Below are 18,333 nucleotides of genomic sequence, written 5' to 3'. Positions count from 1 at the left end.
TATTTAGCGATATAAGTCACAAATGCAGAAAACGCGAGCCTTCTTAAAATGGGCCGGAGGTAAGTATTCTCTGGTTGATCATCTACGTGAAAAACTACCGACTGGTAAGCGTTTAGTTGAACCGTTTGTTGGCGCTTGTTCAGTATTTTTAAATACTGATTATGACGAATACCTGTTGAATGATATTAATCCTGATTTGATTAATATGTATAAGATCCTACAAAACAAACCAGAACAATTTATTGCCGATGCTCAGCGTTTCTTTACGCCTGAATTTAATGATAAAGAGCGTTATTACAAAATACGTGAAAAGTTTAACAAAACTCGTGACCCTTATCAGCGTTCGTTAATGTTTCTTTACATGAATCGTCATGGCTTTAATGGTTTATGCCGTTATAACAAATCAGGTGGTTTTAATGTGCCATTTGGTTCTTATAAGAAGCCGTACTTCCCGTTAAAAGAATTACGTTTTTTTGCTGAAAAATCGAAAAAAGCCACGTTTATTTGTGAATCTTATTCTGAAGTTTATAAACGTTTACGCAGTGATGACGTCGTTTATTGTGATCCGCCGTATGCACCATTAAGTACAACTGCAAGTTTTACTTCGTATGCGACCAATGGATTTAGTCTGGATGATCAGGCGCTACTGGCTAAAGTTTCTCGTGAAACAGCACAAGAGCGACAGATCCCGATATTGATTTCGAATCATGACATTCCTTTAACGCGTGAACTTTATCATGGTTCTATATTTGAGGTTGTTCAGGTTAAACGTACTATCAGCCGTAATGCTGGTAAGCGTAATAAAGTCGACGAACTGTTGGCGTTATACAGCTAAATCATAATGTATTAACACTATTCGCTTAAATTTATCGGCCAATGCTGAGTTGTCAGTGTTATTCTGGTTTTATTATTTTACCCTAGGGGCTAACTTAGGGTAAGATTTGCACAGAGTAATGGAATAATAACAACTGAGAGCACGCTAAATGAAAAACTTTCTGATTGCCCCTTCAATTCTGTCTGCTAATTTTGCTAGCCTTGGCCAAGAAGTCGATGCTGTACTAGCTGCTGGTGCTGACGTCATTCATTTTGATGTTATGGATAACCACTACGTCCCTAATTTAACTATTGGTCCAATGATCTGTAAAGCATTGCGTGATCATGGTGTGACCGCGCCGATTGATGTGCATCTAATGGTACAACCGGTTGATCATATGATTAATGAATTTGCCAAAGCGGGTGCATCAATGATCACTTTTCATGCTGAAGCGTCTGATCATGTAGACCGTTCTTTGCAACTAATTAAAGAGCATGGTTTAAAAGCTGGCTTAGTATTAAATCCTGCGACACCTTTGCATTACTTAGATTATGTGATGGACAAGTTGGACATGATTTTATTGATGTCGGTAAACCCTGGTTTTGGCGGCCAAAGTTTTATTCCTTCCACCTTACAAAAATTACGTGATGTACGTAAATTGATTGATGCCAGTGGTCATGACATCATTCTTGAAATTGATGGTGGTGTTAAAGTTGATAATATTCGTGAAATTGCAGAAGCAGGTGCTGATATGTTTGTTGCTGGCTCTGCGATTTACGGCCAAGAAGACTATAAAAAAGTCATTGATGAAATGCGTTTGGAGTTAGAAAAAGCCAATGTTTAAGCTTATTTGTTTTGATTTAGACGGTACCCTTGTTGATAGTGTACCTGATCTTGCAGCTGCCGTTAATTGTATGCTGAGTGATTTTGAACGTGCTCATTTTTCGGAAGATGAAGTACGCGGTTGGGTTGGTAATGGTGCTCAAGTACTCGTGCAACGTGCGTTATCAGGCAGTGTTAATATATCTGATGATATTGATCCGGCATTATTTAATGATGCGCTGGCGTCATTTTTAAAGCACTATTCTGCAAATGTATATACACACAGCGTGTTATACCCAAATGTAAAAGAAACGCTAACAGCACTGAGAGAGGCAGGGTTTAAACTTGCTATAGTGACCAACAAACCTATGGTTCAAACCACGCCAGTACTTGAATTAGCGGGTATCAGTGAGTTCTTTGAAGTGGTACTTGGTGGCGATTCGCTAGCGGAGAAAAAACCAAATCCATTACCACTATTACATTGTTTAGATCACTATCAGTTTAAAGCTGAAGATGCGCTAATGGTGGGAGATTCTAAGAACGATATTATTGCAGCACAAGCGGCAAACTTCACTAGCTTTGGCTTAACGTATGGTTACAACTACGGTATTCCAATTAGCGACAGTAATCCTGACTTTGTAGCTGATGATATCAGTGAGCTTTTAGCGGCGGTGAAATTGAAGTAACGGCAGTGAAGTTAACGTAATCGCCTACTTTAGCGATAAAAATAGCCGCGATAACAGTATAAACATGATTGGGTAAGTAAGCTTGCTTGCCCACAATTGAATAAATTAAGAGATTGGGAAATATATCTATGACGAAACCTGTGGTATTAAGTGGTATTCAGCCTTCAGGCAGTATGACGATTGGTAACTATATTGGTGCAATCAATCAATGGCTGGACATGCAGGAACACAGCGACTGTCATTTCATGCTTGCGGACTTACATACCATCACGGTACGCCAAGACCCGAAAGAGTTTAAATCACAGGTGCTTGAAGGCCTAGCAATGTATGTTGCATGTGGTTTAGACCCTGAAAAGTCGACTATCTTCTTACAATCTCAAGTACCAGAACATGCACAATTGAGTTGGTTACTTAACTGTTATACGCAGATGGGTGAATTAAACCGCATGACGCAGTTTAAAGATAAATCGAACAACTCTAGCAGCAGTAATTCAGGTTTATATACTTACCCTGTGTTAATGGCGGCAGACATTCTGCTCTATCAAGCAGATGAAGTACCTGTTGGTGACGATCAAAAGCAGCATTTAGAATTAGCGCGTACGATTGCGACACGTTTTAATAATATCTACGGTGACGTATTTAAAGTGCCTGAACCGATGATTCCAACTTTGGGCGCTCGTATTATGAGCTTGCAAGATCCGCTGAAGAAAATGTCTAAGTCAGATGACAATCCAAAAGCTTTTATCAAGTTATTAGATGAGCCTAAAAAGATTGTCAAGAAACTGAAAAGTGCAGTAACAGACAGTGATGAGCAAGCGCGTATTTATTTTGATAATAAAGAAAAACCGGGCGTATCTAACTTATTGACGTTACTCTCTGTTGCAACAAAACGTTCAGTTGCTGATCTTGTGCCTGAATACGAAGATAAAATGTATGGCCACTTGAAAAAAGATACGGCTGATGCTGTTGTTGCTATGATTGAGCCGATTCAAGCGCGTTATCATGAGTTACGTGCTGATGAGACTGAACTGCAGCGCATTATGCGTATCGGTGCTGAAAAAGCGTCTGAGCGTGCTGCTCCTACGTTAGCTAAAGCATATGAAGCTGTTGGTTTCATTGCTAACAAATAAACCGTGGTTAGGTGATAGGCTTATTACCGAATAACAGTATTATTGAATAATCTAATCGTTAAAACCCTATATCTGATGGTATAGGGTTTTTTTATGATTTACTGTTCCGCTATATGTGCAACTGCTTCACGCACGAGGCGGCCAATCTCTACCCAGTTTCCTGCCATAATTAGCTGCGGCGCGACCATCCAAGTACCACCACAGCAGACGACACGCTCTAAATCGAGGTAATCAGACACATTTTTTTTACTGATGCCGCCAGTTGGCATTAAAGAAACGTCGACATAAGGTGCAAGTAAGGATTTTACCATTGCTATGCCACCGGACGCCTCTGCTGGGAAGAACTTCATAAACGTTAAGTTAAGCGCTAAACCTTGCTCGATTTGACTGGGACTATTAACGCCAGGAACGATCGGCATGCCAATCTCTTGGCTGTATTTTACTGTGGTTGGGTTTAGCCCTGGCGCCACGACGAATTCTGCACCTACTGCCTTTGCCTTATCTACTTGTTCGGCGTTTAATACAGTGCCTGCGCCAATACACATGTCTGGGTAGGCCTCACGCATTAGGCGGATAGCTTCTGCTGCAGCTTCTGTCCTGAATGTAACTTCTGCAACAGGTAAACCATTCTCTACTAAGGCTTTAGCCAATGGTACGGCTTGTGAAGCATCATCAATTTGAATCACTGGGATGATTTTGAATTGTTTTAACTTAGCGATTAGCTCTTTAGACATGGTTATGCTCCTGTTATACCATTGGGTTTTAATGATTAGCGATTAAATATGCTCAAATTGTATAGAACAATACTATACCTTGCATAGTATAAGCATTTATTTAATACCCTGTAATATTGAGGTATTTTACGTGTATTTACATACAAGGTTAGATTTAGCTTGGTATGGCTTAGCTAAATAATGAAATGCACAAGGCAAAGAGTAATAATAGTGAGATAACTTGCCAAAAACGTTCCGGATTTTTTTCAACCAATGTTTGCTTACGATTATTCTTATATTTGGGATTAGGATGTTGTAACTCATATAAGAGTTCGGATACATCTCCATGGCGCTTATTCGGATCGAAGCGCAGGCCTTTTTTTATTGTGCCATCTAACCAGAATGGGACTAATGGGTTGTGTTCATAGGCCGGAATATACTTAGTATTAAGATACGCCTTTTGGGTTCGACAGGTTTCTAGTTTGCCATTAAAAGGTTGTTTACCTGTAAGCATCTCAAAAATTATAACGGAAATGGCAAAGATATCTGATTGCGCAGTACTATCACCATTGATCACGGTTTCTGGGGCGGAGTAGGCTGCTGTGCCAAGGATCTTGTCTCGTTGTAATGGGGTCGCTATTTCTGCGATGCCTTTGACGAAACAAGAACCAAAATCAATAATTTTAACTTGGCTGTTGTTATCGATCATGATATTACCGGGCTTTAAATCTTGATGTAGTGTTTCTTTACGATGAAAAGCACGTAAGCCTTTAATGACCTGTTCTACAATATTAAGTACATCTTGGATTGGCGGATTCGGATTTCGACTTATCCATTGCTCTAGCGTAATGCCTTCAATGACTTCCATTAAATAATAGAGGTGGCTTTTTTTCCTGTTGGTTTCGACAATTTTTAAAATATGCGGGTTATGCAGTCGTGAACCAATCCAAGTTTCCATGGTAAAGCGTTCGATATAAGCATGGTCATCGATATAATTGACCGAGGGAGCTTTCATACAGTATTGCTGCTTGGTTTCTTTATCTTCGACTAAATATAAGTGACTGCTGCTACTGGCATGTAACTCTTTAATGACTTTTAGTCCATCAATCGATAACCCAGTGCGTAATGCGGGAGGGAAAGGCATGGAGGCAAGGTGTACATGTACATCTTCGGCACTGAGCTTAGGTAAACTGTCGATACGCAATAATTGGCAGCTGATATTATCATTACTGTTATTGGCCAGAGCATGTTGAATTAGCTGCTCGCAGCATGCTTCAAAATTATTATCTACAGATTCATGCGTCTGTTGCACCATCTCTCGTAATAATTTATCGCTAACAAAATCATGCAATCCGTCGGTTGATAATAAGAACACATCACCGACTTGTAATTCGACTTCTTTATAATCCACATCGAGGGTGACATCTAGACCCATCGCGCGGGCGAGGTAAGACTGTTTACTATTAACAACAGTGGTGTGATCTCGGGTTAATTGCTCAAGGGTATTGTTACGTAAACGGTATATTCGTGAATCACCGACATGCAATAGATGGGCCGCATGCGATTTAAAGACAATGGCACTTAAGGTGGTGAGGTAGCCTTTTTGAGCATCGGCAAATTGTCGACCTTGACTGTATAACCAACGATTGAGTGCGGTTAACACCTGACCTGTTGATTTTCCAACGGACCAGGTTTCAGGTGTAGAGTAATAATCAGATAAGAAATTATGTACGCAGGTTTCACTGGCTTCTTTACCTGCTTCTGACGCGCTGACACCATCAGCGATAATGGCAACAGCGCCTTTGGTGGTAAGCAGTAAATCATCAGGAATACGAATACCTATGGCATCTTCATTTTGGGCTTTTATGCCTTCAACAGAGCGCTGACCTATGGTGAAGGTCGCACTGCCTTGTAAGTGCCATGGCGACATAATTACTCCTTGTAAATGATATCAATACTGAATGTTATGCTGTTACTTCCACCATACCATCTGTAATACGTACCGCATATACTGGTACAGATAAAGTGTCATCTTCAAGACATTCACCTGTGGTTAAGCTGAAATGTTCTTTATACAGTGGTGATGATACCGTTAAAATGTCTTTTACCGATGTAATAAGGCCGCGTGATAATACGTTGGCTTTACTGGCGGGGCAGTAGTTATCAATGGCAAATAATTGATCCGTTTTACGGTCAAAGAAAATAGCAACTTGCTTACCGTTCACTAACGCACACACACCGGCATCTGGGGTGAGTTTATCTTTTGCAATAATTGGAGTCCAAGTCGTCATAATAAATCCTTAAATCTGCTATTAGCGGGTGAGGACTCCCGCTAACAGCTGTTATAGATAGTTGTTAATCGATAACGGTTATAATTGTTGTTATCGATTGCTGTTAGGTTGAACCTGATGGTTATTAACCTGTTAGTTCACTTCGAGCACTGGGATTTGACCGGCGCGCTCTGCGGGTGTCGCAGGACGGATTTGATCGCGGACCTCAACAAATTGTACAGCGCTGTCTTGTTCTTCAGAGTTAATGAAGTGCTTAAAGCGCAGTAGTTTTTCAGGACTTTCAATCGTTGTTTTCCACTCACATTGGTAGTTAGCAATGTTTGCGGCCATTTCAGATTCAAGCTCTGCAGTAACACCCAGTTTGTCGTTAATTACAACGTCTTTAAGGTAATCCAAGCCACCTTCAAGGTTTTCTAGCCAAACCGATGTACGCTGTAGTCGATCTGCGGTGCGGATATAGAACATCAATACACGATCAATATATTTGTACAGTGTGTCAGTATCTAGGTCGGTAGCGAATAAATCGGCATGACGAGGGCGCATACCACCGTTACCACAAACATAGAGACCCCAGCCACCTTCTGTCGCAATAATACCGATGTCTTTGCCCTGCGCTTCAGCACACTCTCGAGTACAACCAGAAACGCCAAACTTAATTTTATGGGGAGAGCGTAAACCTTTATAGCGGTTCTCAAGATCAATGGCTAGTGACATGCTGTCTTGCACACCATAACGACACCAGGTACTACCAACACAGGATTTTACTGTACGTAGTGATTTACCGTAAGCATGGCCTGTTTCGAAGCCTTCAGCGATCAGCCATGCCCATATGTCGGGTAATTGATGTAATTGCGCACCAAATAAATCGATACGGAGTCCACCTGTTATCTTGGTATATAAGCCATACTTTTTAGCTACTTCACCGAGTACAATTAATTTTTCTGGCGTGATTTCACCCGCTGGAATCCGTGGTACAACAGAGTAGGTACCATCTTTTTGCATGTTACCTAAATAAACGTCATTGACGTCTTGCAGGCCAAGGTGATCGTCTTCGAGAATGTAATCATTCCAGAATGACGCCAGAATGTTGGCCACTGTTGGACGACAAACTTCACAACCATGACCTGAACCAAATTCGGTGATTAATGCTTCGAATGTTTTAATACGTTTAACCCGTATTATGTCCGCCAGTTCTGCACGTGAGTAAGTAAAATGCTCACACAGGTCGGTGTTTACTTCAACACCCATGCTTTCAAGCTCGGCATTAAGTACTTGCGTGACGAGAGCGCTACAACCACCACAACCTGTACCGGCTTTAGTAATTGATTTAATATCACCAATGCTGGTTGCACCATCTTGTACCGCCGCGCAAATCTGACCTTTTGTGACATCAAGGCATGAACAAATAACGGCTGAATCAGGCAGGGCATCAACCCCCATCGTCACTGCGCCACCTTCTGCTGGTGGTACTAACATGTTCTCAGGTGAACCTGGAATATCCATGTCGTTTAAGTAAATTTGTAACCAGGTACCGTAATCTTCAGCTTCACCAACCATGACAGCGCCAAGTAGTTTCTTACCGCATTCGCTAATCACTAATTTTTTATAAATTTGGTCTGCTTCGTTGGTGAATACATAATTTTGAGCGCCTTCGGCATTACCATGGGCATCACCGATACTTGCAACGTCAACACCAAGCAGTTTTAGCTTGGTACTCATATCAGCACCTGTAAAGGCTAACTTTCCTTCACCAACGATGTGGTCAACAGCGACTTTCGCCATTTGGTAACCCGGCGCCACAAGCCCGAAGATACGTCCCTGCCATAATGCACATTCACCAATTGCGAAAATATTTTCGTCAGATGTTAAGCAGTTATCGTTAATTTGGATACCACCACGTTCGCCTAGTGTTAGGTCGAATGAACGTGCTAATTCATCTTGCGGGCGAATACCGGCAGAGAAGATGATCATGTCGGTTTCAACGTGAGAACCGTCAGCAAAGTTCATGCGATAACGACACGTTTCACCTTTAACAATTTCTTTGGTATTTTTTTCTGTGTGTACAGTAACGCCTAATTCTTCAATCTTATTACGAAGAATTTTGCCACCACCATCATCAACTTGCACTGCCATTAGGCGAGGTGCGAATTCAACAACATGGGTTTCTAAACCTAATTGTTTGATTGCATTTGCAGCTTCAAGACCCAGTAGACCACCACCGATAACCACACCAACTTTACTTTCTTTTGCCGATGCTGTGATGTCTTCAAGATCGTTAATTGTACGGTAAACAAGACAATGGTCTTGGTCTTTACCTGGAATTGGCGGCACGAATGGATATGAACCTGTCGCGAGTACTAACTTGTCATAACTCTCGACACGACCTTGTGCTGTTGTTACTGTTTTAGCTGCTTTATCAATACTAACAACTTTATCGTTTACAAAGTACTGAACGCCATTGTTGTCATAGTATTCTGGCGATGTCATCATTAAGTCATCAGCTGTTTTACCACTGAAATAAGCACTTAATTGAACACGATCATAAGCAAGGCGAGATTCTTCACTAAATGTGGTGATTTGCACTTCACCCATCTTTTCTTGTTGAATAAATTGGTCAATGAAATGGTGACCTACCATGCCGTTACCGACAACTATAATTCTTTTCATGACATGCTCCGTTATGCGCTTAATTCTTGATTTTTTGCCGCTTGCTCTAGATCTCTCCAACTCAGTTGCTCTGCAAGAGAGACAACTTTACCGATCACGATCAGGCTAGGGCTTTGTAATTGGTGTTCAATCGCGAGTGCTGGCAATGTAACTACTGTGCCAACGAATTCTCTTTGTTGTAGTGTCGAGCCGTTTTCTATCAAGGCTGCAGGTGTATCACTGGCTAAACCATGGCTGATAAGTTGCGCTGAAATTTCAGCTAATTTACCAAGTCCCATATAGAACACTAAGGTGTGTTCAAGGTGTGCAAGTTGCGACCAATTGAGGTCTAGCTGGCCATTTTTTAGGTGTCCAGTAATAAAGGTACAGCCTGTTGATAAACCTCTGTGGGTTAACGGGATTCCTGCGTAGGCGGTACAACCTGATGCCGCTGTTACGCCAGGCACGACGATTGTTTTTATATCGTGGGCATGGAGCACAAGTTGTTCTTCACTACCGCGGCCAAATACAAACGGGTCACCGCCTTTTAGGCGACAAATATTCAGACCTTGTTTAGCTTTATCGACCATGAATAAATTCAACTGATCTTGTGGAATACAATGGTCTGCTTTTTTCTTACCCACATAAATAGCTTTGGTGTGGGTTGGAAATAAGGCTCTAATTTCATGGCTAACCAAGTTATCAAACAAGATCAGATCGGCATTCTCAATCGCTTTTAATGCTTTTAGTGTGAGTAACTCTGGATCCCCCGGACCTGCTCCTACTAATGCCACTTGACCTAGCGTGTTGTTATTTTTTGATTGCGCTTTGGTAATTAATTCAACTGTCATGACTCACATCCCTGTAGTACTGCTCTGTACTCACTAACGCAAAGACAGTGCCAACTCTGTAGGTTAAGTGTTAGTTGTTGATATTTAAGGGTTTGTTTCTATGCCTTGTTTTGTATAAGGGATTTTAGATGATTAAGTACTGTGATGTTGCACCAGTTTTTTCATTCACGCACAGCCATGGTGCAGTTAAGTTGGAGTTGTTGATAACAGATGTCGTTAAAATGGTGGAACGTGTGGGCAAATGACAGGAAAATCTCTGTGTTTATGCAGTTAAAGAAGAACATCATCCTTTTTATGGTGAATTAAAGTAAGGTGGCTTGGTTATTGCTCACCTGTGTTTATAACAAAGCTATAAAAACAATAAACAATGTGTTGAGCAATTCAATGGAGACGTCTTATGATTTTCGGACGCAAGGATCAAAAGCCTATTCGTATTGCGGATAAGCAGGTAAAAGAATGGAAATATACAACGTGTGGATATTGTTCTACAGGTTGTTCTATCGAGATCGGTATTAATAAGCAAGGGAATGCAGTTGCGAGTCGAGGCGTTGCTGACGCAGATGTCAACAGAGGTAAATTGTGTATTAAGGGTATTTTTGAACATGAATTATTTGACGCGGCGGGCCGAGGTAATAATCCGCTTGTGCGCGATCACATTCATGATCAGTATAAAGAAACGAGTTGGGACAGCGCGCTCGATACCATGGGCGATAAAATTAAAGCGATTCAAGCGCAATACGGTAAAGATTCATTTGCGATTGTTTCTACTGGGCAGTTACTAACCGAAGAGTTTTATACGTTAGGTAAATTAACGCGAGGCTGTATCGGAACGAACAATTACGATGGTAATACAACATTGTGTATGGCCTCGGCCGTATCAGGTTATAAACGTTCATTTGGTTCGGATGGGCCTCCCGGTTGTTACGATGATTTCTTGCACACCGATTGCCTTATTGCCTGGGGTTCTAATCTGCCTGAGCAGCACCCTGTTATTTATTGGCGTTTAAAAGAAGCCAAAGAACAACGTAACTTCCCGCTTATCGTGGTTGATCCGCGTGTCACTATGCTTGCACAGTTTGCTGATATCCATTTACCCATTAGTCCTGGTACCGATATCGTATTACAAAATTCATTAATGCACGTGATCTTAAAAGAAGGTCTCGAAGATAAAGACTATATCGAAAAATACACCAACGGTATTGAAGAATTAAGAGCCTGTGTCGAAGATTTTGACCCAACATCAGCCGCTAAAATATGTGGTATTGATGAAGATACCATTCGTCATGTAGCTCGTTTATTTGCTAAGGCTGGGCGTGCTATGAGTATCTGGACCATGGGACTGAATCAAAGTACTCATGGTAGTGATGCGATTACCGGCTGTAATTCGTTATCGCTTATCACTGGTAATATCGGTGTACCGGGTGGCACGAGCTTATCTATTACTGGTCAATGTAATGCGATGGGCACACGTGAATGGTCTTCTTGTTCAGGCTTACCTGGTTATCGCGCATTAGAGAAAGAAAAGGATCGTAACGATATTGCTGAATTTTGGGGCATTGACCCAGAGTTCTTTCCGAAAAAACGTGGTTTAGCACAAACTGATATTTTCCCTGCTATTGAAACAGGGCAAATTAAAGGCCTATGGTTAGTGGCGACAAACCCGATGACGTCGATGCCGAATACTTCACGTATTCGTAAAACGTTGGAAAAATTAGATTTCCTCGTGGTGCAAGATGCGTATCAAGATGTAGAAACAACCCAATATGCGCACATGTTTTTACCTGCTGCTGTTTGGGCAGAGAAAGAGGGTGTATTCACCAATACGGAGCGCCGCGTTAACCGCGTGAGTAATGTGCAAGCACCAAAAGGTAACTCTAAATCTGACTTTTGGATCTTCTCTGAATTATCGAAACGTTTTGAAAATGGTCAAAAAATCACTTTTCCTGTGACGACTGAAGAAGCATTTGAAGAAATGAAAACCTTGTCTAAAGGCGCTGGCCGTAACCTTGATATTTCAGGGATGACGTACGAAAAAATTGAAAAAGCTCGTGGTCTGCAGTGGCCGTATCGTGAAGGTGCAACGAACAATGATGAAGGCGCTCGTTTATATACCGATGGTAAATTTGCAACGCCAACAGGCAAAGCCAACTTAATTCCGCTGCCTTGGATTGATAATAATGAACACCCCTGTGATGAATACCCATTCTGGTTAAACAGTGGCCGTGTGGTTGAACATTTTCATACCCGTACGCGTACCGGGAAAATGGGTAATCTCAACAAATATAGCCCAACACCGTATATGGAAATGAATCCAGATGCCGCAGCTAAGCTCGGTATCAAACATCAAAGTTATGTGCGTTTGGCTTCGCGTCGTGGCGATGCGGTGGTCATGGTGCAATTAACGCAGCGCGTCGCACCAAATGCGGTATTTATTCCATTCCATTTCCATGATTGTGTGAATCGCTTGTCGTTAGGTCTACTTGATCCGCATTCTCGTCAGCCTGCATTCAAGCAGAGTTCAATTCGTATTGAACATGTGGACCAGAAGCTGGCGGCGAAAATGAACCGCGAACGACGTACGTACTAAGTTAAGCGCAACGCGATAACATAAGAGGGATAAATTATGTTAGACAAATTAGAACAGTTTAGAGACCGCCTTGATCAAATAGGCGCGGCAGAAAAACCGGTTGTTAAAGATGGTACGCCTATCTTTGAACAGCGTGTTGGTGAGCAACATTACGCAAAATTATCAGATGTAGAAATATTTGATGTTAATACATACGGTAAAAAAATTGACTTAATCGAACGTGCCGAAGGCAAACTACCCGTTGGTCGTTCAATGAATATTAATGAAAATAAAGCGGTAGGTGATAACCCTAATCGTAATAAACAGCATGCTTTCCACTTTACTGCGGATAACTGTATTGGTTGTCACGCTTGTGAAGCCGCATGTAGTGAAAAAAATGACAACCCTGCACACATTGCCTTCCGTAGTGTGGGTTATGTCGAGAGTGGTAGCTATCCTGATTACAAACGTATTAATATTTCAATGGCGTGTAACCATTGCGATGATCCTGTTTGTTTGAAAGGTTGCCCAACGAAAGCTTATACCAAACATGTTGAATACGGTGCTGTATTACAAGATCCTGATACCTGTTTTGGTTGTGGTTATTGTACTTGGGTTTGCCCATACAATGCACCACAGCTTGACCCAATTAAAGGTCAGGTATCTAAATGTAATATGTGTGTCGACCGATTAGAAGTTGGTTTAAAACCTGCGTGTGTATCTGCATGCCTCGGTAATGCACTTAATTTTGGTGTTGTGGAAAACATGCCAGAGAACCGAATTCAGGCTAAAACATCTATTCCGGGATTTCCTGACCCAAGTATTACCAATCCGAATATTCGTTTTCAGCAGACCACCAGTACTCAGCGTGAAATGACGCGTACTGATAACATGCCGCTTAAATACCATAAACAAGATGATGGGTCATTCCGCTCTGTTGTTGATGAAAAAGATGGTAAAGAGCAATCGTGGAACTTGGGACGCTTGAGTTCACGTGAAAATCCATTGGTGATATTCACGTTGTTTTCACAAGCGGCGATGGGCGCATTTGCGCTTATTTTCCTTGGTCCATTACTGGGTATTGAAAGCTTAACTGGATTTGCAGAATCAGGCGCGGGTTTATCATTACTGGTTATATTAATGGCGATGCAAGCTATTGGTTTACTAATGTCGACACTTCATCTTGGTAAACCAAAGCGTTTCTATCGTGGTTTTAACAATTTAGCGCATTCTCCTGTCAGTCGAGAGGGTTTAGGCGTGGCTTTATTCTTTGGTTTCATGGGGGCATTTACTTTCTTCCAAGGCGTAGCATGGTTCTTTGATATGCACTTCTTTACTTATGTCGCGTCACTATTTGGTGTACTGGCGTTAGTGGGCACCACGGGTGGTTTGTACTACATGTACCGCAGCTATCGTATTAAAGCACGTCCGTTCTGGGACCATTGGCAAACTGCTTGTTCGTTTGTTGGTTCTGCCATCGCACTTGGCACGCTATTAACGGCATTAGTCGCTGTGATTGGTAGCGCTGAGCTTTATCCATTACTGACTGAGCTGGCACCGATTGCAATCATAGGCTTAGTGATTGAAGCATTTGGCCTTTATTCACATGCAAAACATCTTAATGTAGAGCAGGGGGAAGGTGCGGCTTCGCATTATGTACAATGCACTACTTTTGGTAAAACGTATAAGTTACGTAACCTTGCCATTGCGGTTAATATTTTTGTAGTAACTTTGCTGTCTTTATTAGCGCCTTCTGGCTTATTAAGCTTGTTATGGTTATTGCCAATTGTATCGATTGTATTCGCGTCAACGGTAAGTCGTGCGCTGTTTTATGTACTTGTTATTCCGACTACAATGCCAGGTGCATTTTTCTGGAAAAATAAAGGTTTTGAGCAGCATGCCCGTGATGTTGGCTTAGCAGATATGCCACAAGTGGGTGTTATACCTGATTTTCACTAATGGACTCTGATTTGCAATAAATTGTAGAGACAGAATGATAAGGGCAGCGCTTGCTGCCCTTTATTATGTTCATGATAATATTAATTTTCTCGAAGTATTGAATCTTATCGATAAGTTAAAGTCATACTAAAGGATTAGCATTAGCCGATTGATTTATTTTTATTTTTCATGTTAATGTAATTTTCTGTAATTAAACTAGAGCTTTAATAATCTAGCGTTAAACTAGATTGTACATAAATAATACAGTTTCCGATAAGTTAATAACTTTTTAGTTATTTATCAGTAGGCTGAATTATCAATTTGAAATATTCAAGACTATATATTTTATTTGTGGGGTTGCGCGGATGCTCGAATTTGTCGATAAGCATCAGTCGTGATAAGATCTCGCGGGTTAATTTGTGATAACGGGAGAATTGTTGATGAGCAAAGATATGCAAAGTATGGCATTAGTTCCTCAGGGGAGCATTGAAGCCTATATTCAAGGTGTGAATAGTATTCCAATGTTGACTGCTGAACAAGAAAAGGAACTAGGCGAACGCTTGCAGAATGAAGGTGATGTTGATGCTGCACGTCAGTTAATCATGTCGCATTTACGCTTTGTTGTTCACGTTGCTCGTGGTTACGCAGGTTATGGCCTTTCTCAAGCGGATCTAATCCAAGAAGGTAATATCGGCTTAATGAAAGCCGTTAAACGATTTAACCCTGCAGTTGGCGTAAGACTGGTGTCTTTTGCTGTACATTGGGTGAAAGCGGAAATTCATGAATTTGTGCTTCGTAATTGGCGGGTAGTGAAAGTTGCGACGACTAAAGCGCAACGCAAACTATTCTTTAATTTACGTAAATCAAAAAAACGCTTAGGCTGGTTTACCAATGCTGAAGTGCAAACAGTTGCTGAGACCCTTGGCGTTTCGACTAAAGATGTAGTCGAAATGGAATCAAGAATGTCTTATTCAGATCAAGCATTTGATTTGTATGCTGATGATGATAGCGATAAAGATTCAGGTTCGATGAGTTTCTCGCCAGCACAGTATTTAGAAGACAATGCTTCGGATGTTGCACAACAAGTTGAACGTGAAAACTGGGATAAAAGCGCATCTCAACGTTTAACTAACGCAATTTCTGAGTTAGATGAGCGCAGTCAAGATATCGTTAAATCTCGTTGGTTGGCGGAAGATAAAGCTACACTGCAACACTTAGCTGATCGTTATAGTGTTTCTGCTGAACGTGTACGTCAGTTAGAAAAAAATGCAATGAAAAAACTTCGCGAGTTTATTTCAGAATAACGAACACACAGAATTGTTAAAAATGAGGTCTCCGAATGGAGGCCTCATTTTTTTTGGCAAGAAATTAAGTACAAGTTTAATTATAGTTAATGATAGATGGAAAATAACATGAATAGAGATCCCCTATTTGGTTTTCAGGGAAGTGAGCTTAAAAGCTACTTAGAGCGTAATAAATTAACTGAAAATCAAATGATGTTGGTTTATAACGGGTCTGGTATGACACACGAATATAGCCTAGCACATGTTGTAATACCTGAAGAGGGTAAGCAAAAAAGGATTGTTGTGCGGCTCTTAAGTAGCGGTGAAGACGTTACCTTCTTCCGTACAGGTAAAAGTGTACTGAAGAAAACTGCGCATTATAAAGTGATGCCTATGGTACCTTGGCTAATGACACGTTTTGGTACGCAAGAGCAAATTCGATTTAACTGGAAATGGGGTTATGCTTAAACTCTCGCGTTAAGTTTAGAAGAGAGTTGGCCCAATCATAAGTTTTTATGATTGGGCCTTTTTGTAACTAAGACGTGCTAACTCTGGTATGTTAATAAGCGATTATGCCATCTGTTTAAAGCTAGTCTTTAGTTCAACCATTAACTGTTGTTGCCAAGCCACTTGGTATAAATTGGTAGACTCTTCTTTTAACTGCGCAATTTTAAATAATTCAATTTCAGATATTTCACGTTGCTGCTGCTTGGCATTATGATTGATTTCTTGGATCTTGGCGTAATTGTCATGTTCAGGCCCATTCTTAATTGCTTCAATACGATCTACATGCAACTGCACTTCTACTATCATTTGTGTTTTTGGTAATCGTACTAATAAATTTATATCACGGTAACCATTTTGTTTTGGGCTGTTAAAACGGTTTTTCACTTGGATGATATCGGTTTCTTGTTCAAGTAGCTCATAAGCACTGAGTAATTCATGACTGTTTTTGGCTACAATTGAGCTACGGGCTAAATCGGTAATTTTCTCTACTGCGCCATCATGTTTGTTAGCAATCTTAGCTTGTGCTCTTTTAATGCTTTTGATTGCAGGAATAACAGCACTTGTCTGTGACATTAATGCAATTTGTTGAGTTAAGGTCGCTAACTCATTTTGTGCTGATTCAGCTAATGAATAAAGTGAGTCAAAATCGCTGTAAGGTTGCATGATATTACTGCTGCTAATATCAGACAGTTGATAAAGTCCGGCTAAGTCTTTGCTTATTTGTGTGCGTACTCGGTTAGTTGCACTGCCGTTATTAGAAGTTTGACTAAGGCTAAGCATGGTTGCGGCTTCAAGCGGCGCTTTACCTGCTAGCATTAATACTAAAATTAATGATGTTCTGAGAAAGCTATACATAGGTATCCTTTTTTAGAAAAAGCATTTGCATCATTGTATGCTGATACTTAGTAATAGATGAGTGCGCTCAGTCACAATTCAAGCTGAGGCAGTGTAAAGCTGTGTAAGAAGTGACTAAGCTTGTCGAATAGTGAGAGTGATATCACTTATTCACGTGGAATCAGTTTATTAACTAGTAAATATGCCTGTGCGCTTGTATTTTATTTAAGTTAGAGTGTTTGGGATCAATCATCCCCAATATCGTTTCTATAATTAAGGCTTATTCAATGATGAAAAAAACAATAACGGCAGTAATGATTGTTGCAGCTCTTTCTGGCTGTGCTCGTCAAAATGCGACAACTGGTGAAGACGAAACGAATACCGCAACGAAGTCTGCCATTGGTGGTGCAATTGCTGGTGCATTAATCGGTGCTGCAACGGGTAAGAAAAATGCAGCGATATATGGGGCCGTTGGTGGTGCTGCAATCGGTGGTGGTATTGGTTACTATTTTGATCGTCAAGAAGAAGAATTACGCCAAGAATTGACGGGTTCTGGTGTACAAGTTAAGCGTGTTGGTGAAAACGAACTGCAGTTGATTATGGCTAAGGGTATTGGTTTTAAAACCGCGGGTTATAACTTAAGTGGTGATATTCATTCAAGCTTAAACAGTGTTGCTAAAATTCTTAATGAATATCCTAAGTCATCACTACGTATTGTTGGTCATACGGATAGTATAGGCAGTGCAGAGTCTAATTTAACACTCTCTGAAGAGCGTGCAGAATCTGTGAGTGAATACCTCAATAAACGTGGTATTAAATCAGGTCGTTTATCTACGCGTGGTTATGGTGAACGTCGTCCTATTGCATCAAATATGACAAAAGATGGTCGTGCTGCTAACCGTCGTGTGGAAATTACTATTACTGCTAATTAGTTTCAAAACATGCAGGAGCGACCAGCTGACGTCATATTAATTGTTGCTGGTTGTATCATAAGCCGAACCAAGTGTTCGGTTTTTTTGTATTGATAAATTAAAGGGCTCAGCTAATGCGCGAGTAGTATTAATATATAGGATTATTAAATTAAAATACGAGGCAGGACTAAATTTTAGATAAAAAAAGACCCAGTTATATAAATAACTGGGTCTTTTTAATTGGCTCCCCTTGCTAGACTTGAACTAGCGACATATGGATTAACAGTCCACCGTTCTACCAACTGAACTAAAGGGGAATTATTTGGTGCCCGAACCCGGAA

The 18,333-nt window shown here is 40.9% G+C and carries 15 protein-coding genes and 1 tRNA gene; 9 read left to right on the top strand and 7 right to left on the bottom strand.

Annotated elements, in window-relative coordinates; all coding sequences use genetic code 11:
• Positions 1–22: 22 nt before the first annotated feature.
• From BT797_RS12200 to trpS, 4 genes are all read left to right on the top strand, one after another.
• Positions 23–835, top strand: a complete 813-nt coding sequence (locus tag BT797_RS12200; protein WP_045112067.1) for a Dam family site-specific DNA-(adenine-N6)-methyltransferase — start codon at positions 23–25, stop codon at positions 833–835.
• A gap of 148 nt (positions 836–983) precedes the next feature.
• Entirely contained in the window at positions 984–1,658 is a 675-nt protein-coding gene (gene rpe / locus BT797_RS12195) for a ribulose-phosphate 3-epimerase (protein WP_045112066.1), read from the top strand.
• Positions 1,651–2,322: a phosphoglycolate phosphatase gene (locus tag BT797_RS12190; RefSeq protein ID WP_045112065.1), complete on the top strand. Its 672-nt coding sequence runs from the start codon at positions 1,651–1,653 to the stop codon at positions 2,320–2,322. The genes rpe and BT797_RS12190 overlap by 8 nt, the downstream gene beginning before the upstream one ends.
• Before the next feature lie 128 nt (positions 2,323–2,450).
• A complete protein-coding gene (gene trpS, locus BT797_RS12185) occupies positions 2,451–3,452 on the top strand; it encodes a tryptophan--tRNA ligase (protein ID WP_045112064.1) in 1,002 nt (333 codons plus the stop codon).
• A 98-nt stretch (positions 3,453–3,550) separates the two neighbouring features.
• On the opposite strand, the gene BT797_RS12180 is transcribed toward trpS, so the two are convergent.
• From BT797_RS12180 to cobA, 5 genes are all read right to left on the bottom strand, one after another.
• Positions 3,551–4,186, bottom strand: a complete 636-nt coding sequence (locus BT797_RS12180) for a bifunctional 4-hydroxy-2-oxoglutarate aldolase/2-dehydro-3-deoxy-phosphogluconate aldolase (RefSeq protein WP_045112063.1) — start codon at positions 4,184–4,186, stop codon at positions 3,551–3,553.
• Between the two features lie 169 nt (positions 4,187–4,355).
• The gene (locus BT797_RS12175) at positions 4,356–6,095 is read right to left on the bottom strand and encodes a bifunctional protein-serine/threonine kinase/phosphatase (protein ID WP_045112062.1); all 1,740 of its coding nucleotides are present in this window, start codon (positions 6,093–6,095) and stop codon (positions 4,356–4,358) included.
• A 34-nt stretch (positions 6,096–6,129) separates the two neighbouring features.
• On the bottom strand, positions 6,130–6,456 hold the full coding sequence (nirD, locus tag BT797_RS12170; protein WP_045112061.1) for a nitrite reductase small subunit NirD: 327 nt from the start codon (positions 6,454–6,456) through the stop codon (positions 6,130–6,132).
• A 132-nt stretch (positions 6,457–6,588) separates the two neighbouring features.
• Positions 6,589–9,123 carry a nitrite reductase large subunit NirB gene (gene nirB / locus BT797_RS12165; RefSeq protein ID WP_045112060.1) on the bottom strand — a complete coding sequence of 845 codons (2,535 nt, stop codon included), beginning with the start codon at positions 9,121–9,123 and terminating at the stop codon, positions 6,589–6,591.
• Between the two features lie 11 nt (positions 9,124–9,134).
• The gene (cobA, locus tag BT797_RS12160) at positions 9,135–9,953 is read right to left on the bottom strand and encodes a uroporphyrinogen-III C-methyltransferase (protein WP_045112059.1); all 819 of its coding nucleotides are present in this window, start codon (positions 9,951–9,953) and stop codon (positions 9,135–9,137) included.
• Between the two features lie 397 nt (positions 9,954–10,350).
• On the opposite strand from cobA, the gene BT797_RS12155 reads away from it, so the two are divergent.
• From BT797_RS12155 to BT797_RS12140, 4 genes are all read left to right on the top strand, one after another.
• Entirely contained in the window at positions 10,351–12,540 is a 2,190-nt protein-coding gene (locus tag BT797_RS12155; protein WP_045112058.1) for a molybdopterin oxidoreductase family protein, read from the top strand.
• 36 nt (positions 12,541–12,576) lie between these two features.
• Entirely contained in the window at positions 12,577–14,478 is a 1,902-nt protein-coding gene (locus BT797_RS12150; protein ID WP_075472231.1) for a DmsC/YnfH family molybdoenzyme membrane anchor subunit, read from the top strand.
• 419 nt (positions 14,479–14,897) lie between these two features.
• Positions 14,898–15,761: an RNA polymerase sigma factor RpoH gene (rpoH, locus tag BT797_RS12145; protein WP_045112056.1), complete on the top strand. Its 864-nt coding sequence runs from the start codon at positions 14,898–14,900 to the stop codon at positions 15,759–15,761.
• A gap of 108 nt (positions 15,762–15,869) precedes the next feature.
• Positions 15,870–16,208: a hypothetical protein gene (locus BT797_RS12140; protein ID WP_045112055.1), complete on the top strand. Its 339-nt coding sequence runs from the start codon at positions 15,870–15,872 to the stop codon at positions 16,206–16,208.
• Positions 16,209–16,310: 102 nt separating this feature from the next.
• Here BT797_RS12140 and BT797_RS12135 read toward each other — a convergent pair whose 3' ends face one another.
• Positions 16,311–17,102: a RelA/SpoT domain-containing protein gene (locus tag BT797_RS12135; protein WP_045112054.1), complete on the bottom strand. Its 792-nt coding sequence runs from the start codon at positions 17,100–17,102 to the stop codon at positions 16,311–16,313.
• Positions 17,103–17,368: 266 nt separating this feature from the next.
• Here BT797_RS12135 and BT797_RS12130 point away from each other — a divergent pair, with 266 nt between their 5' ends.
• On the top strand, positions 17,369–18,013 hold the full coding sequence (locus BT797_RS12130; RefSeq protein ID WP_045112053.1) for a YiaD family glycine zipper/OmpA-like lipoprotein: 645 nt from the start codon (positions 17,369–17,371) through the stop codon (positions 18,011–18,013).
• Between the two features lie 220 nt (positions 18,014–18,233).
• Here the strand turns inward: BT797_RS12130 and BT797_RS12125 are convergent.
• Positions 18,234–18,309, bottom strand: a tRNA-Asn gene (locus BT797_RS12125).
• Between the last annotated feature and the right edge of the window lie 24 nt (positions 18,310–18,333).

Source organism: Moritella viscosa (assembly GCF_900120065.1).
In the GTDB taxonomy this organism is placed as follows: Bacteria; Pseudomonadota; Gammaproteobacteria; order Enterobacterales; family Moritellaceae; genus Moritella; species Moritella viscosa.
The sequence above is the reverse complement of the archived record's forward strand: the minus strand, read 5'-3'. Positions and strand labels throughout refer to the sequence as shown.